The organism is Novosphingobium sp. TCA1, assembly GCF_009811895.1.
Classification (GTDB): domain Bacteria; phylum Pseudomonadota; class Alphaproteobacteria; order Sphingomonadales; family Sphingomonadaceae; genus Novosphingobium; species Novosphingobium panipatense_A.
Genome location: NZ_BLJH01000014.1, coordinates 1 through 21,353, shown reverse-complemented (window position 1 = coordinate 21,353; position 21,353 = coordinate 1). Strand labels below are relative to the sequence as shown.

General features: G+C 57.7%; 16 protein-coding genes and 1 pseudogene. 15 read left to right on the top strand and 2 right to left on the bottom strand.

Annotation, left to right across the window (positions count from 1 at the left end; genetic code table 11):
• The first annotated feature begins 24 nt into the window (after positions 1–24).
• A complete protein-coding gene (locus NTCA1_RS15920; RefSeq protein ID WP_133084871.1) occupies positions 25–2,973 on the top strand; it encodes a TonB-dependent siderophore receptor in 2,949 nt (982 codons plus the stop codon).
• Positions 2,974–3,028: 55 nt separating this feature from the next.
• Here the strand turns inward: NTCA1_RS15920 and NTCA1_RS15915 are convergent, their stop codons facing one another.
• Positions 3,029–3,295, bottom strand: coding sequence for a hypothetical protein (locus NTCA1_RS15915; RefSeq protein ID WP_086492964.1), 267 nt, complete (start codon positions 3,293–3,295; stop codon positions 3,029–3,031).
• A 491-nt stretch (positions 3,296–3,786) separates the two neighbouring features.
• Here NTCA1_RS15915 and NTCA1_RS15910 point away from each other — a divergent pair, with 491 nt between their 5' ends.
• The 14 genes and pseudogenes from NTCA1_RS15910 (at position 3,787) to NTCA1_RS15840 (ending at position 21,058) form a co-directional block, all read left to right on the top strand.
• Entirely contained in the window at positions 3,787–4,866 is a 1,080-nt protein-coding gene (locus NTCA1_RS15910) for a GSCFA domain-containing protein (protein WP_159831177.1), read from the top strand.
• A gap of 23 nt (positions 4,867–4,889) precedes the next feature.
• Positions 4,890–5,720, top strand: a pseudogene (locus tag NTCA1_RS28740) (WcbI family polysaccharide biosynthesis putative acetyltransferase).
• A gap of 786 nt (positions 5,721–6,506) precedes the next feature.
• Positions 6,507–7,745 (top strand): capsule biosynthesis protein, encoded by a 1,239-nt coding sequence (locus tag NTCA1_RS15895; protein ID WP_159831175.1) that lies wholly within the window; start codon positions 6,507–6,509, stop codon positions 7,743–7,745.
• A gap of 85 nt (positions 7,746–7,830) precedes the next feature.
• Entirely contained in the window at positions 7,831–8,010 is a 180-nt protein-coding gene (locus NTCA1_RS15890; RefSeq protein WP_159831174.1) for a hypothetical protein, read from the top strand.
• Between the two features lie 198 nt (positions 8,011–8,208).
• On the top strand, positions 8,209–9,708 hold the full coding sequence (locus NTCA1_RS15885) for a glycosyltransferase (protein WP_236549375.1): 1,500 nt from the start codon (positions 8,209–8,211) through the stop codon (positions 9,706–9,708).
• Positions 9,705–10,490 carry a DUF5672 family protein gene (locus NTCA1_RS15880; RefSeq protein WP_305080995.1) on the top strand — a complete coding sequence of 262 codons (786 nt, stop codon included), beginning with the start codon at positions 9,705–9,707 and terminating at the stop codon, positions 10,488–10,490. Before NTCA1_RS15885 ends, NTCA1_RS15880 begins: the two co-directional genes overlap by 4 nt.
• 85 nt (positions 10,491–10,575) lie before the next feature.
• Complete coding sequence (locus NTCA1_RS15875) at positions 10,576–11,523, top strand: phytanoyl-CoA dioxygenase family protein (RefSeq protein ID WP_159831183.1); 948 nt, start codon at positions 10,576–10,578, stop codon at positions 11,521–11,523.
• Positions 11,524–11,664: 141 nt separating this feature from the next.
• Positions 11,665–12,810, top strand: a complete 1,146-nt coding sequence (locus NTCA1_RS15870) for a hypothetical protein (RefSeq protein WP_159831172.1) — start codon at positions 11,665–11,667, stop codon at positions 12,808–12,810.
• Positions 12,811–13,237: 427 nt separating this feature from the next.
• The gene (locus NTCA1_RS15865) at positions 13,238–15,481 is read left to right on the top strand and encodes a hypothetical protein (RefSeq protein ID WP_159831171.1); all 2,244 of its coding nucleotides are present in this window, start codon (positions 13,238–13,240) and stop codon (positions 15,479–15,481) included.
• Positions 15,478–17,406: a hypothetical protein gene (locus tag NTCA1_RS15860; protein WP_159831170.1), complete on the top strand. Its 1,929-nt coding sequence runs from the start codon at positions 15,478–15,480 to the stop codon at positions 17,404–17,406. The genes NTCA1_RS15865 and NTCA1_RS15860 overlap by 4 nt, the downstream gene beginning before the upstream one ends.
• Positions 17,403–18,449: a hypothetical protein gene (locus tag NTCA1_RS15855; RefSeq protein WP_201282515.1), complete on the top strand. Its 1,047-nt coding sequence runs from the start codon at positions 17,403–17,405 to the stop codon at positions 18,447–18,449. The genes NTCA1_RS15860 and NTCA1_RS15855 overlap by 4 nt, the downstream gene beginning before the upstream one ends.
• 60 nt (positions 18,450–18,509) lie before the next feature.
• On the top strand, positions 18,510–19,631 hold the full coding sequence (locus NTCA1_RS15850; protein ID WP_236549374.1) for a capsule biosynthesis protein: 1,122 nt from the start codon (positions 18,510–18,512) through the stop codon (positions 19,629–19,631).
• Complete coding sequence (locus NTCA1_RS15845) at positions 19,632–20,414, top strand: ABC transporter permease (RefSeq protein ID WP_159831169.1); 783 nt, start codon at positions 19,632–19,634, stop codon at positions 20,412–20,414. It begins immediately after the preceding gene.
• The gene (locus tag NTCA1_RS15840) at positions 20,411–21,058 is read left to right on the top strand and encodes an ABC transporter ATP-binding protein (RefSeq protein WP_159831168.1); all 648 of its coding nucleotides are present in this window, start codon (positions 20,411–20,413) and stop codon (positions 21,056–21,058) included. Before NTCA1_RS15845 ends, NTCA1_RS15840 begins: the two co-directional genes overlap by 4 nt.
• A gap of 102 nt (positions 21,059–21,160) precedes the next feature.
• Here the strand turns inward: NTCA1_RS15840 and NTCA1_RS28735 are convergent.
• Positions 21,161–21,353: transposase domain-containing protein (locus NTCA1_RS28735; RefSeq protein ID WP_236549373.1), on the bottom strand; the 193-nt coding region annotated here is incomplete at its 5' end.

Here is a 21,353-nt window from a genome sequence, read left to right as displayed (position 1 = left end):
TGCGACTGTCTAAGGAACGCGAAAATGATGACCCGCAAGGACAAGGTCCTGCTCGGCGGAACGCTGGTGTCCGCCCTCGCCCTGCTCTTTCCGCAAGCCGTACTGGCGCAGGAAGCGGCCGGGGACGGTGAGGCGATCGTCGTGACCGGTTCGCGCATCGCCCAGGCACCGTCCGACACGCCCAACCCCGTCACCACCATGACCGCGCAGGACATCGCCGAGGCAGGCACCACCAACCTGACCGATTTCCTCAAGACCGTGCCCGCCCTGCAGAACTCGGTCTCTTCCTTCGACAGCAGCGGCAACCGCGCCGGGATCGGCTTCACCGGCCTCAACCTGCTCAACTTGCGCAATCTCGGCACCCAGCGCACGCTGGTGCTGATCGACGGCCGACGTCAGGTGGCCTCGGTATCCGGCACGCAGTCGGTCGATATCAACACGATCCCGCTCGACCTCGTCGAGCGCGTCGAAGTGCTGACCGGCGGCGCCTCGGCCGTCTACGGCGCCGACGGCGTCTCGGGCGTGGTGAACTTCATCCAGAAGCAGGACTTCGAAGGCGTGACCGCGCGCGTCCAGACCGGCATTTCCGGTCGCGGCGATGCCGGGCAGCGCCTGATCGCACTGACCGCCGGGCACAACTTCGCAGGCGGGCGCGGCAATATTGCGCTCGCCTGGGAGCATGGCGAGGAGGACCGGCTCAGCGCCCATTCGCGCGGCTATCTCGACGGCGAGAACAAGGTCGATTTCTACCTGAACCCCGCCGACACCGAAGCCGGGCTGACGAATAACGACGGCATTCCCGACTACGTGCCCCTGCGCGGCGTCCGCTATTTCGACACCTCGCGCGCGGGCGGCATCGACGTCAATTTCGACGGCATGCCGGACTTCGTCGGCGCCGACGGCCAGCCTTTCGACCATGGCACCTATATCGCCCCCGCCTATCAGCAGGGCGGTTCCGGCACGCTCGCCTCCGACTACGGCAACGACCTCCTGCCCCGCATCCGCCGCGACGTCGTCAGCGGTTCGGCCCATTTCGACGTCAGCAGCGCCCTGACGCTCTATGCCGAGGGCAAATATGCCCGCAGCCGTTCCTACACGCTCGGCCAGCCGACGTTCGACTATTACCTCTTCATCCCCGAGGACAATCCCTACCTGCCCGAGGCAGTCCGGCCTTACATCGACCCGGCCATGGGCGGCGTGCTGGTCAACCGCGACAACTTCGATTTCGGCCGCCGGGGCGAGGACATCACCCGCGAGACGATCCGCAGCGTGATCGGCGCGAAGGGCCGGATCAGCCCGAACCTGCGCTACGACTTGTCCTACGTCTTCGGCCGCACGGACATCACCGCACGCTACGTCAACAACATGCTGACCGACCGCTACCTCGCCGCGATCGACGCGGTAAGCGACGGCAACGGAAATGTAACCTGCCGGGTCAACACCCAGGCCGGATGGACGCCCTACCAGCCGTTCAACCGCAACCGCGCGCCGATCCCCCCGGTGACCTTCGCACCGGGCGAGTGCCAGCCGCTCAACCTCTTCGGAGAGAACAACGCCGCCAACCAGGCCGCGATCGACTGGATCATGGCCGATACCGTGGATCGCACCCGGATGACCCAGCATGTCGTCAGCGGCACGCTGACCGGCGATACCCGTGGCATTCTCGAACTTCCCGGCGGCCCGCTCTCCTTTGCGGTCGGCGGCGAATATCGCAAGGAATCGAGCCGCTTCACGGCCGATCCGCTCGCTGCGCAGGGCCTGACCTTCACCAATGCGCTCGGCGATACCAGCGGCGCGTTCGACGTCTGGGAGCTTTTCGGCGAAGTCGAAGTGCCGATCCTGGCCGACCTGCCTTTCGCGCATCGCCTTTCTGCCAACGGCGCCTTGCGCTATTCGGACTATTCCAGCGTGGGTTCGACTTCGGCCTGGAAGCTTGGCGGCGAATGGGCGCCGGTGCGGGATCTGGCCTTCCGCGGCTCCTATTCGAAATCGGTCCGCGCCCCGAACATCAGCGAACTCTACACCGGCACGACGCAGACCTTCCAGGCGATCAACGATCCCTGCGCCGTCACCAACCTCCAGAACGGTTCGCCCTACCGCGCCGCCAATTGCCGCGCCCTGCTCACCGGGTTGGGCGCCGATCCGGCAACTCACCAAGGCACCAGCGGCCAGGGCGTGCCCGGCTATGCCAGCGGCAACCCCGACCTCACCGAGGAAACCGCGAAGACCTGGACCGCGGGCGCGGTGCTCCAGCCCGCCTTCCTCCCGCGCCTGACGCTCTCGGCCGACTGGTACGACATCCGCATCCGCAACGCGATCAGCGTCGTGTCCGGCCAGACCCTGGCCGACCTCTGCGTGGACCAGGCCAGCCTCGACAATCCCTATTGCAGCGTGATCACCCGCCAGAACGGCGGAACCGGCGCAGGCAATATCACCGCCTTCACCCTGACGCCGTTCAACGTCGCGCAGATCCGCACTTCGGGGCTCGACGTTGCACTGGCCTATTCCCTGCCGACCGCGCGCGCGGGCACGTTCGGCGCCCGCGTCATGGCCAACTACCTGCACCGTCTGACCGCCGTGCCGGTGCCCGGCGCCGCCCCGGTAAACAACGCCTATGTGGCCGGCGCCCCCAAATACCAGGTAACCGCCGACCTCACCTGGCAGAGCGGCTCCTTCGCGCTCGACTGGCAGATCAACTACGCCTCGGCCGTCTATCGCTACGACCGCCAGACGATCGCCGCCAACCCCGACGTGGTCGCGCCCGAATACCTCAAGTACAAGGCCCGCTTCACGCACGACCTCAGCCTCTCCTATGACGTGGGCGAGCAGTTCACCCTCTACGGCGGCGTCACCAACCTGTTCGACCGCAAGCCCGACATCGGCAGCCTCAACACCCCGGTCAGCGCGGTGGGCCGCTACGTGTTCCTCGGCGCAAAAGTGAAACTGGCCGACCTGTTCGGCGGCGCGCGCTGAAATCGATCACAAGAAAGCGGGGGCCGTTGCACGACGGTCCCTTTTTTTTTTTGGCTCAGTCCTGCGCCACGGCAGCAGCGATCATGAAGCGCCAGATGTTCGCGGCATCGTTGCGATAGGCTTCCTCGCTTTCGCCCTCGTGGACATGGCGGACGATCTCCGCCCCCGCTTCCATCATCAGCGCGTCCGGCTCCCGCATCGCCTCCAGCATGGCATGCGCCGCCCCGGCGAAACGTTCACGCGAGGCGCTGTCGAGCGCTTCCCAATCCCCCGCCCCAAGCGCGACCGCCAGAGCCTGCATTCCACGTTCCACCGGCGTCATCGCAGCCCCTTTCCTGCTTCCCGTTGCCTTTCAACGAAAAGATGCGGTCAAAGGACACACCAAGGGCGCCGTCTTGTCCAGTCGGAGAGGTGGAAAAATGGAGCGGGTAGCGTGAGTCACATTCACTAAGCAAGCATCTGCTTTATTGAGATATTCACAAAAATTTCGCCAAATCGATCCATTGAATATACCTTTGTCAAGAAAGAAATACTTGGTTCGATTCTGATTTGCCGCTTCGAATCACTTTAATTCGCCTGACGGAACGGTGACACGGCAAGGGATGCCAGCAGGCCGGAATGGAAAACTGAACTCCGGGCCACTGGCACTATCAAACTGGGAAAAACGCAAATCTATTCGGATTGATGCAATCGATCTCAGCACTGGAAATGAGTGAAAACCAGATGCGTCAATGGCTTGTAGAGCATCATGAATTTCGTCTAGCGTGACGCTGCATCATTCCGGTGCGTTCTTGACGCGCGTAAATTTCCGCCATGTCCGACTTTGAAAAGCCGCCCCATCCCTACGCCGGGCTACCGTATTATCAATTCTGGGACCGCTCCGTTTCTGCGATCGAGCCGCATCTGGTCGATCCGGTGACGCATCCGCGCTTCACGATCGGCCGCGATGCACGGGTGGCAACGGCAGGCAGTTGCTTTGCCCAGCACATCTCGCGCGCGATCTCGAAAGCCGGATTCAATTATCTCGTGGTCGAAAGCGCATCCGGTCCGCAAGACGAAAGCGGCGGCTATGGTGTGTTCTCCGCGCGCTATGGCAACGTCTATACTACCATCCAACTGCTCCAACTTTTCGAGGAGGCGTTCGGCACGCGCAAGTCAGACATCGCGCCCTGGCTGCGCCCTGACGGCCGCTACGTCGACCCCCTACGCCAGCAAGCTGAGCCGCGCGGCTTCGCCAGCGCCGATGCCGCCAGGGAGGATCGTCAGAAGCATATAGCCGCCGTGCGCCGCATGTTTCTAGAAGCGGACGTTTTTGTCTTCACGCTCGGACTGACCGAAGCGTGGCGTCTGCGTGAAGATGGCACGGTGCTCTCGGCAGCGCCGGGAGTCGTCGGCGGGCGGTTCGATCCCGAACTGCACGAATTCGTGAACTTCAGCGTGGACGATACGAGCGGCGCGCTCATCGCGTTCCTGGAGCAACTTCATGGGGTGAACCCCGCCTGCAAGGTGCTGCTGACTGTCTCGCCGGTGCCGCTAATCGCAACGTATGAGGATAAGTCGGTCTTATTGTCGACCACCTACAGCAAATCGGTGCTGCGCGTTGCAGCAGAAATGGCGACGCGCAATTTTGACTGGGTGGATTATTTCCCGTCTTACGAGATCATCACCGGCAGTTTTTCGGGCGGCCTTTATTATGAGGAGGACCGCAGGAACGTGAGCGCGTTGGGCGTTGCCCATGCGATTCGCTGTTTCATGCGTCATTATGCCGAGGGCGGCGGCCAAACCGCTGCACAGCCCATTCCCGCCTCGCCCTTCGACCATTCAATGGGGAGCCATCAGCGGGCGCGAGATATTGTGTGCGACGACGAAATCCTCGAACGAGCAAGGACATAGGACACGTGGAGCAGTGGCTCGTCATGTCGAACTGCCAGACCATGGGACTGGCGAACTGCATTCAAGCGCAGACCCCTGAAGTTGCCGTCACCGCGCTCGACCCTGGGATGTTCAAGGCGCGGCCGATGCGCCTGAACGCGCTGATGGGAAAGTTCGACAAGCTGCTAATCTATCCGGGCATCCGACCGGAAGTTCGCAAGGCCAAGCTGGAAAGAATCGCAGCACATGTCGAGTTGCCAATCGTCACTTTCCGCGCCTATCACCCGGATCTTATCTACATCTTTGATCGCGGTCGGCCGCTATCAGGGCCACTGAGCCATTACCACTCTGCTATCGCTTTCGCCTGTCACCGCAAGGGTCTCGCCGTCGCCGATGCGCAAGAATAGTTTAACGGCGCATTCTATGAAACATGCGGCTATCTGGACTTATGGGCTCGCGAGCGGGACCGTCTGCTAGCCGAGTTCGACGCCTGCGGCCTCGACATCCGGACGCGCTTTCGCAACTGGGGCCGCGAGCGCGCGTTCATGTATTCGTACAATCACCCGCGCATCGGCCCGCTTTACGACATGGCCTCAGCGCTCCTTTCCTCGGCGGGGCTGGAGCCGCGCCGCTCAGACCTTATCCCTCAAGATAATCTGGCAAGCAGCGCGATCTTCGCGGTCTATCCCGAGATCGGCGAGGCGCTGGGGGTGGCGGGTAACTACGAATTTCGCGCAGTGGGCGATTACCGGCCGATGGGGCTACGCGAGTATCTTACCCGTTGCTATGCTCTTTATGACAGCCTCCCGGCTGAAAACCTGACGCCATTCCCCGAATTCAGCGACCAAGTAGACCGGATTTCGAACCTTTTGTGAAAGGGCTTGCGTGCGCGGGGCATTTAAGTGACATCTATAAAAGCCGTCAGGCGCTCGATGGATAGGTGAACAGTCAATGGCTCGCGTGATGGACTTCACGAAGCACATTTAGCGCAAGCCCTTGAAGAATAAGTCCTTGATCAGGTTGACCCGCTCAGCGGCACGGATGATCGCACTCACCGACGAGGATCACGACGCTAAAGATAATAGCCGCTACCTTTTCGGCGGATATCCGCTGTCAAATTTGGGCAGCGAAAAGATTAATCTGTGGATGACGGAGTTTCGCTCGGGTGGAGGGAGTTCCAGAAGGAGCGGAGGTTCACCGAGTATGACAGGTTTGCATTCGACGAACTGCGAGCTAGACAAGAGGTGAAGGGCAAATTCTGTTAGTACTGCGACATTGTCTCAAGCAGCCGTAAAACCGCGAGTAAATAGGGCATTATTTTTCAAGAAGCCGTGATTCTGCTATCATTTTCGCCAAACCAGCCCGCGCAGCATGAGCGCTCCGAGGAGGCGCATTTGCGAAACAGCAGCCAGTCGATCGTCGTTATCCTGGCCCATTTAGACCTTACTCGTGCTCTGTTCGACCGCGTTTCAGCGGATGACGCCAAGGTTGTCATCAAACGTCTACGTCTGAAGGATGTGAAAGAGCCAAGCGAAGGCGGCACTTGCCGCGATTCGTACGGCGGACTAACGGCTTAAATCTTAGCCCCGTCTCTTCGTGTCGGTGACTAGGTCGAGGAGCACTGCGTCTCCCGAATGTGATGATGGAGCGATTTTCTGAGGATGTCTGACCTCCCCCCCGGAACCGGAAAACGTACCGTTATGATGCTCCAGGGCCTGATGGGGCCGTTGTTCCGCCGCCTCGGTCAAGGGCTGATGGAAGCTGGGCACACGGTCCACAAGGTCAACTTCAATGGCGGCGATCGCTTGTTCTGGCGCCTTCCCAACGGGATCGACTACCGCGGATCGCTCGATGAATGGCCACAGAACTTCGAAGCGCTGGTGTGCGAACACGGCATTACGGATGTGACGCTGTTCGGTGATTGCCGGGACTACCATCGGCCCGCAATCGAGGTTTGCCGCCGGCTCGGCATCCCGGTTCATGTGTTCGAGGAAGGCTATATTCGTCCGGACTGGGTTACGCTGGAGCTCGGCGGCGTCAACGGCCATTCCTCACTGCCGCGCGACCCGGCTTGGTACCGCGAGACGGCTGCCGCCCTGCCCCCGGTGCCGCCGCATGCGCAAGTCCCCGCCTCGTTCCGCCGCCGCGCGACCGAAGGCTTACTTTACAATGCGACCGACGTGTTGACCCGCTGGCACTATCCACACTGGAACAACCACCGGCCCTGGCATCCCGCCGTCGAGGGCGTGGGTTGGTTCCGCAAGCTGCGCCGGCGCAAGGAGCGCGAAGCTTACAGCGGACAGCTAATCGCAGACCTCGAGGCATCGGGCGCGCCTTACTTCCTGTTCCCGCTGCAACTTGATTCTGACGCACAAATCCGCTTGCACTCGCCCTTCACCGGCATCGGCCCGGCCTTGCAGATGATCGTTAAATCCTTCGCTCGACATGCGCCGGCAGATACTCGCTTGGTAGTAAAGGAACACCCGCTTGATAACGGTGTGCGCGACTGGCAGCAGGAGACCGCCGACATGGCTACGCGCTTCGGCGTGGGGGACCGTGTGGATTACCTCCCCTGGGGCGACATCGTCCCCGTCGCCCAGCGGGCACGCGGAATGGTCACGGTGAACAGCACCAGCGGCACGCTCGGCCTCGCTATGGGGGTGCCGGTAGTGGCTCTTGGCCACGCAGTTTACGACATTCCGGACATTACCAACCAAGACGGCCTTGATGCCTTCTGGCAAAATCCAGTTGCGCCCGATGAAGAGACTTTCGCCGCCTTCCGCCGTGTGTTGGTGGAGCGCTGCCTAATCCCTGGGGGATTCTTCTCGGAGGAAGCGATCGCCAAAGTCGTGCGTCACGCCGTAGCTCGTTTCGAAGGCAAAGCTCTGCTGCCGGAATGAGTTGCTACCCGGCAGATATAGCTAGCCAATTTGCACGATCGGGCCAAGTTGCCGAACTGACTCCTGATCCATAGCACAAGCGGTAGTGCGTTTTCGCGACAACAGAATTGTTGCAAAATTCGCACGCGCCGTTTTGCGGAACCGAATTCTTGAAAATCTGAAAAATGAGGTGCAGCGCCGCAGCCAAGGCCGCGATCGCATGATTGGGATCGGCATCGATCACGGCAACCGGCGCGGCGAGGTCCGATTCCGAGGCAAGCTGTAATGAAGCGATGGTTTTCCCTTGTTGCGGCCCTGCAAAAGGCTATCGCGAACCAAGATGCAAACAAACCGGACAGATACGAAGAGGGAAAAATGCACCTGCGGTAGCGTATGGCTGTCTTGTATGGTGCATTTTGACGCTGCGCGTTTAGCTCCCCGTGCGTGGCTGACCGCCTTGTGGTGGCGAGTGCTGGGAAAGAGAGTGCGATCCAGAGCGCAGTTCGCGCCGCTTCTGGCTGCGTCGCCGCGTGCCTATCGGCTTTGGCTTCTGGGCGAACCAACGCCAGAATTATCCGATGCACCGGAGGAACCTGCCATCTATGTGTTGATCGACAACGGACCGGGGCAGTCCGACACGATCGACAGCCTTCGCGGGCAGGCTGCAACGATATTGCCACTCGGAACCCCGGCAGTTCCCGACCTTGCCGCAGCAACTGCGCAGATCGACTGGAATGCGTCTCCTTGGCTTATGCCTTTAATGGCCGGGGATATTCTAGCTCCCGATGCTGTCGCCGCGTACCAGGTAGCCGCTAGTCGCGCGGGGGGGCGTGTTATCTATGCTGACGACGACATCCTCGGCCTCGGAGGACGGCGGACTGCGCCACACTTCAAGCCCGCGTGGAATGCCGAACTGTTCCGCCATTTTGACTACCTGACCGGCGCGTGCATCGTCCAGGTCGCGCAGGACGAACTTATCAGCCTGTCAGGTGCGAACTGGGCTACGGAACTTATTGTAGGAGCAGCAGATGGGAGGGGAGACGGCGATGCTCCGGTGCGCTTGCCGCATGTCCTGCACCATCGCCTCTCCCGACCAGTGCCGAAGATTCCTGCGATATTCGAACCGGAACAGTCCACGCTGCCCAAAGTCAGCATCATCGTGCCGACCCGAAATCGGCTCGACTTGCTGCGCAATTGTCTGGAGGGAATTGAACGCACCGATTATCCGGACCTCGAAGTGATCGTGGTCGACAACGGCAGCGATGATCCCGCAACTCTGGATTATCTCGCAAATCTCGATCCCGGCCGCTATCGAGTGTTAGCCGCACCGGGGCCCTTCAATTTCTCGACGCTCAACAATCGCGCCGCGAAGCAGGCGACAGGTGAATTGCTCTGCCTGCTCAACAACGACATCGAGGTTCTCGCGCCGGATTGGCTAGCGATAATGGCGCGGCAGGCCCTGCGTCCGGAAGTCGGTGCAGTGGGGGCACGGCTGCTTTACCCAGACGGGCGCATTCAGCATGCTGGCGTGGTGCTTGGGATATGCGGCGGAGCAGCTCATGCCCACCGGCTGTTACACCCGGATGATGAGGGTTACTTCCGCCGCCATGCGCTTCCGCAGTTTGTTTCAGCAGTGACGGCGGCTTGCCTTGTTGTCAGACGAAAGAGCTTCGAGGTGATCGGTGGATTGGACGAGCAAAATTTCGCGGTCGCTTTCAATGATGTGGATTTGTGTATGCGCTTGAATACGCAAGGCTGGCAGTCGCTCTATGAGCCGCGCGCGACGCTGGTCCATCATGAATCGGTTTCGCGCGGCCTGGATCGGGATCCAGTCGGAGCGGCGCGCTTTGCGGGAGAGTTGGCAGCACTCAAGGCAGCATGGGGGACGGATAGAAAGTCGGGCGAACAAATCGACCCCTACCATCACCCTCAGATCAGCCGATTCAGCGAGCGTTTCGCAGTAAAACTCCAGGATTATTCGTGACTGCTACCCGTTGGGAAAAGCGCCTGAAACTACCGCAAGTGACGATCTGCGCGGTAACTTCAGTGAACGTGAAGGCGACCATGCGTGCTTTGGAGGCCTCTTTGGGGCAGATTGCCTTTGCAGAATGCCTCCTGCTGACCGATGCTGACTTGCTTTCCGACAACCGGGAGGTCCGGGTCGTACCGATCGAGCGGATCGGATCTTCGGCAGCCTACTCTGATTTTGTTTTGAACCAACTCGTCGATCATGTTGATACCTCGCATTGCCTCATCGTGCAGTGGGACGGGCATGTGCTGGACGCGGGGCGCTGGGCATCAGCCTTTCTTGATTACGACTACATCGGTGCGAGCTGGCCGCAGTTCGATGATGGATATGATGTGGGGAACGGTGGTTTTTCGCTGCGGTCACGGCGGCTGATGGAAGTTTGTCGCACATCTGGATTCCGACAAATCCACCCGGAAGACTTGGCAATAGGCCGCATAAACCGTCAGTTACTGGAAGAGCGGGGAATGCGCTTCGCTCCACGACACCTCGCCGATAGGTTCGCTGCGGAACGTGCGGGAAACGTGCAAGAAACGTTCGGTTATCACGGCGTTTTCAACATGCCGCAGGCATTGGGTGTGGAATCTTTTTGGCAAATCTACAGCGACTTAGATAACTGGGGTACGGTAAGGCATGATTTCAAAAGCATCTTTCAAGATGTACGCCGCGGGCCTGGAGGGCTCGGCCGCGCAGTCCAGATGTTGAAGGATCGATTGAGTTATGCGCTGCGAAAACGCTGACTTGCAGCAAAAGAGCATTGATTGCAGCATATGAAGTTGTACGGCTTCAGCAGCGACAACAGCAACATGGATGTTGGTTCCCCGCGTGACAAACCCTTTTCCAGGCATACCCCTGATCGAATCTCCGCTGTTTCCGGCTTTGCTGGAGACCATGGGATTAACTCCAGAAGAGCAGAAGGTTGCCTGCGATCTACACGAGCAAGGTTATGCTGTAATCGATTTCCCAGATCCGGAGATCGGAGAGCGGATAGATCGTATCAAGGCAAACTTGGGTCCGCGTTTCACCGGCATCGACTTGGCTGACCCACAAAGCAACAAGACTGTTGGTGATCGCCGGATTCAGGATGCTTGGAAATTCGACGAGGATGTGCACGAAATCGCCAAAAACCAGCATATGCTGGACCTTCTAGCCAAGCTTTACGGTCGGCCCGCCTTTCCTTTCCAGACACTCAACTTTCCCGTAGGAACGCAGCAGGAAGCACATACGGATGCGGTCCACTTTTCCAGTCTCCCCGAGCGCTTTATGTGCGGGGTATGGCTTGCTATGGAGGATATCGGACCAAACGCCGGACCGCTCTTCTACCTGCCGGGTTCGCACCGCTGGCCACTTCTGACGAACAGCATGATTGGCAGGCGTGGGTACGGCAGTAAGCTGGCGTCCGCACAGCAACCCTTCGAAGAAGGCTGGCGGGCGCTGCGTGAAGTCTATGGTGCGACGGAAGAACCTTTCATCGCGCGCAAGGGGCAGGCGCTGATATGGACAGCCAATCTCCTGCATGGAGGCTGCTACCAAAAAGACCAGACCCTGACACGCTGGTCGCAGGTGACGCATTATTATTTCGATGACTGTATCTACTATACGCCGGCATTTTCAGATGAGGCGGTGGGACGGCTCGATCTGCGAAATCTTGTCGCCATTCAGGACGGTCTGCCAAGGCCGAATACATTTCTGGGCGAAGTGATCCAGCGTCCGAAGGGCAAGAAGAAGCTATCTGCTCGAAGCATTATCAGGCGCCTTCGAGACATCGCCTGATTACGACTAATTAGCGCAGTTCGTTTTGTACATCGTAGCCGAAAGGTGCGAACAATGCCATGAAGGGCTCAGATGTATGAAAATCCGGGCACGTCCTTCCTGAGGAGGGTGACGGACCTCGAGAAAAACAGGAAATGACCATTGAGGTGGCTTTGTAGTTACGCGATTTTGGGTTTGGCGCTTTTCCCGTTCCACCAAGGATTCGCGCAGCCGGTGGGCCGTGGCGGCCCGGATGCGCTTTCGAAAAATATCCAGACTGATGTCAGGATGAAAAACATCGTCCGCGAACTTCCTCAGGACAGCGCCCAAAGCATAAAGCCCGACCATCCCGATGGCCTGGATGCCCAAGTGATCGCCGCAAGTTCTAGCATCGATGGCAGCGAGACACTCGGCAGGCCGCGTACAGGTTATCTCTGGTCCACGGGGGCTGCGCAATATTCGACAAGGCTGGTCAATTCCAGTGGCTGGAACCAGTCGCTGACAGGAAATGACGGACGTACGGGGGTTGCAGCAGTCCGAACATCTGTGCAGCAGAATGGCAATGGGGATGCTGGTGCCTACTATGGGATGTGCCAGATTGGCGGCTCGGGACGAAAAGGCGCTTCTCATTGGCTGGCGCAGCCAGCTTGTGTAATCCTGAACGGCGATGTCGCAACGACGGTGCCACATTCCTATCTCAATGTTCAGGAGTTCTCGCTTTCCGATAATGGCCGGGATGTTGCGGGTGTCGGTACAGTCTATCGGTTTGGGCGTACGGAAAATGCGGCAACGCAAGGCGAAGTCTGGTTTGGTATCAGAAACCAGTCTGTCGGTACGAAGGCGATAGATGTCGGGATTTCGAATGCGGGACCGATTAATATTGGCTTGGATATGACAATGGCTACTGCCGATCCCGATTTCAATCGTGGCCAATCTGTGGGCCTGAACATGTCTTCGGGACAAGCCATTGTTTACAATTCCCGAGGAACAGCCATGAATGGCATCGCTTGGTACGGAAACCAGCTTGGAAAAGCGTACGACAGCTATTCCAGTACATCACATTCACTTGACCGCTGTAATGTAAAAGCCTGCCTGCAAGTTGAAGAGAAGGCAGTGGCAGTTTCCTCCGCGGGGTTGCGCCTGACCGTTGTTAAAGTCGAGGCGTTACCTCTGTGTAATGCGGTGGTGGAAGGGACTCTCTATGGCGTTCGCGATTCAAAAAGTCGGTCCTACGGCGCCTCGCTTGTCGGCGGAGGTGATAATCATGTTATGGCATACTGTGATGGGGTTGCATGGACGATCCATTGACGCTCTTTCCAATTTGAGCCCAAGATCAAGTAAGTTTGCAAGCAGAAGGATGGCGCAACCGCGAAATCACCTTCGAGCCTTTGTGTCCACTTATATGCATCTCCCTAGGTCTTATCCCTGAGGGGTTTTAAGGTCACTGGTCCGTATTTGGCCATGCGGGGCGGGGCATTGTTTGTTCAAAATGGTTGCTGATACTACGAGGTGCCGCGTAAGGGGCTGTTTGGAAATACCTGAATGGTGTGTCGGGGATGCCACAGACCCGCGCTTTTCCCGATGACCCATGAATGCATTTTATAGGATTTCGGGAAAAGCGTGGGCCTGTGGCGAGAAATTCGCTTTCAGTAAATTTCCAAACAGGCTCTAAGCATGGCGGTCGCGGGGCCAGCCTCTGGTAGAGGTTGCACCGTATGGTTGGAGGTTAATTGTGATGGGTCTGGATGCGAGCGCACCCGACAACACCAAGATTGCTGCGGTTGGCGCACAGGGAACGACAGCAGACGGAAAAAGCCGTCGTGCTGCTTCTCGCACATGTGTCCTTGTTTTGGGCATGCATCGTTCGGGAACGAGCATCTTTGCGCGGATCGCCAGTCTGTTGGGATGCGATTTGCCAGGCAATCTCATGGGTGCGAGCGAGGGCAACCATCATGGGCACTGGGAATCGAACGCGGTAGTCACCCTCAATGATCAGCTTCTTGCGTCGGCAGGAAGCCATTGGGATGACTGGCTCCCCATGAATGCGGCCTGGAACGCTTCGAGCGTCCGCGAGAATTTTTTTGAGCGGGCCGTCGATGTTTTGCGGGAAGAATATGGCAACTCGCCGCTTTTCGTTCTGAAAGATCCGCGCATTTGCCGCTTGACGCCGTTCTGGATGGATACGCTGGAAGAATTCGGTGTGCAAACTGTTGTCGCAATGCCGATCCGCAATCCCTTTGAGGTCGCGGCCTCTCTCGGCGCGCGAGATGGATCGCAGCAGGGCCTTGGTCTTTTGCTCTGGCTCCGCAACGCGCTTGAAGCGGAAAAAGCTACGCGGGAAGTGCCGCGATTGATCTTCAGTTACGAACAGGTGCTTGAAGACTGGAACGCTGTTAGCACGCGGTTCGAACAGAGCACAGGACTTGTCTGGCCACGCCAAACTGTGCGTTCGGCAGGGGAGATCGATAAATTTCTTGAGCGAGACGCCCGCCACCAACGGGTGGATGACGATCTTGCGCTCGGACATCGCTCACCGGACTGGATACGGCGTGCTTATTCGATTTTTCTGCGCTGGGCCGAGGAAGGCGAAAAAGCCGCAGATTATGCCGAACTGGACAAGATCCTCGATGAGCTCAATGCTGCATCTCCGTCATTTGCGCAGGTTATCATGCAGGGGACCGGCGCGAGCGAGGCAGTCGGGCACGCGGAACGTCAGCGGAACGAGCTTCAGGCGGAAGTGGAACGCCTGAAGCAAGAACTGGATGGGCGTGGCGACCAGCACGGTGAACTTGAACATTTGCGCGAGCGTATTGAGGCGGTCACGCGAGAGCGAGATGAGATTGAACGGGTGAGCGGCGAAATAGCGGCTGAACTGGAAAAAGTGCGCACTGAAAGTCATGCGTCTGCCGCGAACTGGGCCAATTTGGATGGCGAACTTGGCGCATTGCGCGAGCAGTTTGCGGAACGTCAAACCGATTTGCAGCGGCAGCTTGATGCGACCCGAAGCGAACATCAGGCAGCGGCCAAGACGAGTGCTGAGAGGGAAGGAGAAGTGTCTGCTCTGCGTGTTCAGGCGAATGCCTTTGAAGCGCGGGTCGACCAACTTTCCAGCGCCTTGCGCCAGCGCGAGGAAGAGGCTGTGCAGGCATGGGGTGAAGTCGCAAGCGAGAAACGGCAACGCGAAACGCTGAGTTTGGAAGTGGAGCGCTTCGAGACTTCCAGCAAGGCATTGCGCGATAAGGTTAGTCTTCTTGAGGACCGATTGCAGGCGAGAACCCAGGAGTTTCTTGCAAGCGAAGCAGAGGTGCTTAAGGCTCGTTGGGAAGCCAAAGAGGCATCCTGGCGTGCCGATGTCGCGGAAAAGGCCTTGGAGCGCAGCGAAGCAGAACTCGACAAGGTGCGCGATGAGCATGGTGCCGCGTTGGGTCGTGTTTCACGCTACGAAAGCGAGATTGCCCACCTTGTCCAGCTCAAGATGCAGTTTCAGCATCAGCTTCAGCTTCAGCTCGAGCAGGCCACTACGGAGATCGCCAGCACCAAGGACGCCCTTTCGCATCGTGAATGGGAAATCTCCGAACTGGTCCGCGCACAGGCGCAGCTTGAAGAACGTCTCAGTGAAGCCAAGGCTCACCGCAACGAGACGAACAAAACCGACGATGTGGTACGACGCATAGAGCAGCAGCACGGGGAGATCGCTCAACTGACGCGCCTTGTTGCGGAGGAGTCAGGCCGTGCACTTGATCTCAAGATGCGAACGGAGTGGCTTAGCCAGCTGTCTGAAGCACAGCAGAGGCAGCCCCGTTGGTGGGTGTTCCTTTCTGAAACAGAACGAAAAAAGCGTGTGAAGGAGAGGATCGAACGCATGGGCTTGTTCGATTCAGGATCTTATTACTCAAAGAACGAAGATGTGGCGGCGTCAGGAATGGATGCTCTTGAGCATTACATTCGGCACGGAATTTTTGAAGGAAGATCGTGGTGACTTCTCTATCGCAGTATCTGTTGGCGACTGATATTTCCAATGATGATGTCGAAGCGTTCAAGGCCTCGGGACAGTTTGATGAGGCGTGGTATCTGAGCGAATACCCTGACGTCACGATGTCGGGTATCGAGCCGGCGCGGCATTTCCTCTGGATCGGCCGTAGGCTCAATCGCCGACCATCGCGCGAGAGCCTCGTCGTATCTTTGGAACACGGGAAAAAGTTACCAACTCCTGTGGCGAATGCGATGCACGTACCTCAGCCGACTGCTGCCATGGGCGAAGCGACCCCGAAGGCGGGAGCGTTGGGATTTGCAACTCGGATCGCGGAAAAATCGAAAGTCAAATTGAAGGGCAAGTTCAAGAAAATTGACGACAGAATTGACAGTCATGTTCTTGAGGTCGTTCAGCAGGGATTCGACATCGATTTTTATCTGACTACCTATCCGGATGTGGCGGAGGCGGGAGTAGATCCTGTCCAGCATTACATCCTCAACGGTTGGCGAGAAAATCGCGATCCATGTCTGGCTTTTTCGACGAAGTATTATCTCGATAATAATGCAGACATCGTCGAAGCTGGCGTAAATCCTTTCTTTCATTTTCTTGTTGCCGGCCGCAGTGAAGGCCGCGTCGGCCGACATGAGCTAGGCTTCAGATGGGATGTGCTGTCCCGTCTCAAGCCGGTCGCGGAGCAGATCGCCGAATATAAGTCATTTCGGAAGCCTGTCCCGCTGTCTGACAGGCGGGATCTGGCCAATGCCCTTGCCGATCAGCTTGGCCAATACTCCAAGGTTGTTCTTTCCTTCTCGCATGACGATTACACCCACCACATTGGTGGCGTTCAACTGCTGCTGCGTCGGGAATTGAGAGGGTTGCAGGAGCGCGGCTTCCTTCAGTTGCACTTCTATCCCATTCATCCCCTGCCTTTTTTGGATACTTCAGACGAGGCTATCCAACTTGGTGTGCTTCTGAATGGCGTTGAAGTCGGCGTATTCACTGCGGAAGATATTTGCACGAACCTTGCCAATCGTACGCTGTCCGACCCCACGTTCGTCATCCACAGCTTGCTGGGTCACAACATGGAGCAGACGATCCGCATTTTGAAGGCGGCAGGCGTCAAGAATGGTTACCATTGGGTTCATGATTACGCAGCCTTGTACAATAATTACAAGTTGATGCGTAATGACGTCGAATACCGCGGTATTCCCCGCAAGGGGACCGTGGCCTGGGATCTGTGCGAATTTGCGCGTGCCGATTTCAGCCAGGCGGACGAGTTCGCAAAGCTCTTTGGTGAGTTTGAGGTCGATGTGCTTGCGCCGTCGGATGCGGCACTGCAGATCTGGGAAGATTCCGGACTGCATAAAGTCCACGCCAGCAGCGTGGTCCGCCATGCCGAGTTGAAAGAAATCGCCTCGACGCCGGCGCAAAGGTCGGGAAATGGCCCCCTCAAGATTGGTTTCCTGGGCTATCCGACGGACCATAAAGGGTGGTCGGTGTTCCAGGATCTCGTTCTCAAGTTGACAGAGGATCCTCGCTACGAGTTCTATCATCTCGGCAAGGGCCGTCGAGGCGGCTTGCCCATCGAATTCCGCGAGGTTTCTGCCAGTGAGGCACAGCCCGATCTTATGCGGGCAGCCGTGGCGGCCGTTGAACTGGACGTTGCGCTTACGTGGTCGATCTGGCCTGAAACGTTCTGTCTCACAGCTTATGAAGCACTGGCAGGCGGTGCCGTCCTCATCACCAACCCGAGTGCGGGGAATATCGTCGACGTTATCGAGCAGACGGGCGAAGGCGAAGTTCTTGCGGACGAGAGAGCGCTTCAAGCTGCATTCATCTCCGGCAAGATCATGAAGTATGCCCGCAGCCGCCGAACGGTCCGCCAGTTTGACCTCGACTACAGCTCCATCACCCTCGAAGTTCTGGATTGATCATGCGCGTTTTGTGTTTCTCGAGCTTCAGCTTCAGCTATCTCAACCGCGCCCGGGTTCTTTTCCAGAGCCTGCGCAAGCACCATCCCGACTGGCATCTGGTTGCCTTGATGACGGACCGCGTGCCTGAAGCATTCCAATTCGATGTCGCGGACGAACCGTTCGACGAAGTCGTCTGGCAGGATGAACTCGGTATCGAGGGAGTCGACGGTTGGCTTTTCAAGCACGACATCGTCGAAATATGCACGGCGGTTAAGGGACCGTTCCTCGAAATGGCGACCAAGCGTGATTTCGATGCCGTTATCTACCTCGATCCCGATACCTGCCTCTTCAATCCGCTCACACCGGTTCTGGAGAAGCTGGAGGACTTCGACATTGTCCTTACGCCGCACCTTCTCGAACCGGAAGAGGAGCGGACCGCGATCATCGACAACGAGCTTTGCCCGATGTGGGCGGGTGTCTTCAATCTCGGCTTCGTGGCCATTCGTACCACCGGCGAGGGTGCGCGTTTCGCTTCCTGGTGGGCGGAGCGTCTTCGCGAATTCTGCCATGATGACCCTGCAAAGGGGCTCTTTGTGGACCAGAAATGGTGCGACCACGTGCCGGTGTTCTTCGATAAGGTGCATATCCTCAAGGATCCGGGCCACAACACAGCAAGCTGGAACGTGAACCAGCGGAAGATCACGATCGATGACGAAGGCAATGTCCGCGCCAACGACAGTCTGCTGCGCTTCTGGCACTTCACGAAGCTGGGGCCGTTGGGCGACACGATGACCCGCCGCTATGCCCGTGACCAGATCGTCGTTTATGAACTCTGGCGCTGGTATCGGGAACAGGTCGCTGCCGCCACTTCGCCGGACATTCCCGATCGCTATTGGGCATTTGGTCGCTTTGCCGATGGAACGCCGATTGCCCGTTCGCACCGATTACTCTACCGGGATCGCAAAGACCTACAGGCTGCCTTTCCCAATCCGTTCGGAGCGGACGGTAAGAGTGACTTTGTTACATGGCTCGGAGCAGAAGGCCTCCTAGTCAAGCAATAGTGGATGGGGTCTTTGAATTGGTTTTGATTGCTGATGCACCGCCCATATGGAATTGATGCCTTGAAAAGATTCTTTGTTTCGAAGTTGAAGACAAAGCATTGGTTTGCCATAGTTGTTGGCATTCCAACGCTACTTTCCGTTCTGTATTATGGACTGATTGCAAGCGATCAGTACTATTCTCAGTCTCGGTTTATTGTCAAAAGCGTCGATCAGAAAAGCTCTCAGATGAGCACGCTGGCCAACCTCGTTCAGACGACGGGACTGTCAGGTGGTCAGGAGCAGACGAACGAAATTCTGGATTATATCCGTTCGCGCAATGCATTGAACGATGTGCAAAAGCGTATCGGCTTCAGACAGCGCTACGAGATTACCGAGGCCGATTTCCTGTCCGGCTATCCATCGCCGTTTCGGGAGGCAAAGTTCGAGAATCTGTATCGCTACTACGGCGATGTGGTCGACGCCCATCTCGACAAGGATACGGGCAATGCCGTCTTGATGGTGCGGGCCTTTTCCGCGCGCGATGCGCAGCAGATCAATGCCGCACTCCTCAATCTCAGTGAGGATCTGGTCAACCGTTTGAATGCACGGGCAGAACAGCGGGCTGTGTCGGAGGCGATGAAGCAGGTAGAGGCAGCCTCTCACCGAGCGGCGGAGGCTCGCCTTGCCTTGGGGGAGTATAGAAACGCCGAGGATCTCGTCGATCCCGCCAAGCAGGCAGTTGGCGTCTTCGATATTACCTCGAAGCTTATTACCGAAGAGGCGGGCCTTAAGTCCCAACTGCAATTGATGGAGAGGACCGCGCCCGCGCATCCTGCCATCCCTGCGCTGCGAAGCCGCATTGCGGCGATGAACGCCCAGATCGCAGCACAAACCGGGCGCGCCGTTGGCACCCAGGAAGGTATTGCATCGAAAATTGGCGGGTATGAAAATCTCGCCCTTGAACAGGACCTTGCCGAAAAAAATCTAGCAATCGCGACAGGGGCGCTCGAACAGGCGCGCAATGAGGCCGCGAAGCAGAAGTTCTATCTTGAGCGCATTGTCGAACCGGATGCGCCGGACTTGGCACTCTATCCGGCGCGTTTCAGATCGATACTCGTCGTCTTTGGCGCTGCGCTCTGCCTGTTTCTCGTAGGATGGATGCTGACTGTCGGTATCTTGGAACACGCGCCTGAGGATGATTGAGTGAGCGAGCTACTTCCAGCACTGAAAGTGCAGGGCAGGGTGATCCATGCCCTGCTGGTTCGTGAAATGAGCACTCGCTTTGGCCGGGACAATATCGGCTTCCTCTGGATCATGGTCGAGCCACTGCTCTTCGCAATCCTGGTGGGGATCATGTATCGAACCATGCGTGGTCCGGAAGAACACGGGGTGAGTGTCTTTGCCTTTGTCGTTTCCGGTTACATACCTTTGGTGATGTTTCGACATGCCATCAGCCGTAGCGTGATGCTGTTCACAGCAAATGGCGCGCTTATGTACCATCGACAAATCAAGATTTATGATTTCATCTTTGCGCGATTTATTATCGAATGCGTCGGCCATTTGATGGCTTATGTATTTATCGGCATTGTTCTGGGCGCATTTGACTTGTTTCCATTTCCAGCTGATCCCGGAATTTTGCTATTGGGGTACCTCTACTATTCGATTTTTACGCTGGGCGTGTGTTTTGTTTTAACGCCGTTAAGCGAAGTTTCTGAATTTGTTGAGAAACTGATCCCGGTGACAACCTATATAATGGTCCCATTCAGCGGAACATTTTATCTCGTGTCATGGCTGACGCCTTCTGCGCAGGACGTTCTGTATTATTCGCCTCCGGTGCATGCCATGGAAATGATGCGCTACGGTCTGTTTGGCGACGCGATCGCTCCGACCTATGACTTTGTTTATCCGCTGACTTTTTCTGTCATCTGCATGTTGGTTGGCTTGATGTTGTGCCGCCATGTGCGGCGAGATCTGGTGATCGAATGATCCAGTGCGAAAATATATGCAAAGCCTACAAGCATGGCGGAATGACCAAGAGGGTTCTGAAGGATCTGAACCTCACCTTGTATCCGGGTGAAAAAGTCGGGTTGCTCGGACGCAACGGTGCGGGCAAGTCGACGCTGATAAAGCTCATTGGCGGTGTGGAATTGCCGTCATCGGGACGCATCAAGCGGTCCATGAGCACATCTTGGCCACTTGGTTTTGGCGGGGGCTTTCAGGGCAGCCTGACCGGGTTCGACAATGCGCGTTTCATTGCGCGTATCTATGGGCGTGAATATAGGGAAATCAGGGATTTCGTAGCGGAGTTCAGTGAACTCGGCGGTCAACTTCGCATGCCCGTCAAAACGTATTCGTCGGGTATGCGGGCGCGACTGGCCTTCGCTTTGTCACTGGCGATCGAGTTCGATTGCTATCTCATCGACGAGATCATCGCCGTCGGTGACCAGAGCTTTCATCGCAAGTGTCGTTACGAACTGTTCGAGAAGCGTGAGGATCGTGCGATGCTTCTTGCTTCGCACGATACTCAGACCGTTCGCGAGACCTGTGATAAAGCCATTATCGTTCACGGAGGCAAAGCGACCTTGTACTCCGACGTCGCAGAGGCTCTGGATATCTACGACCAGCTCTAATTGACCCTGTCCCAGTTCTGCCACCGGCCAGAACGAGAGATCCGAAGCAAATTCGGCCGGCGTCATGCACCCCAGGGATGTGTGAGGTCGTAAGCGCTGTGCTCAGGCCACGGCGGTCCAAGGCATGAGTTCACCGACGGCGTTGGCGGGATGACCTGCGGCGAGCCTGGAGAGGGTCTCGGCGAGCCAGGCATGCGGGTTGATGGTTAGCGGTGCGAGAGGCCCACGTTGACTCGTAAGCGGTAAAAATCCTCCACGTTGCGGTTGAACCGCCGCGGCAGGTTTGGCGATGTAA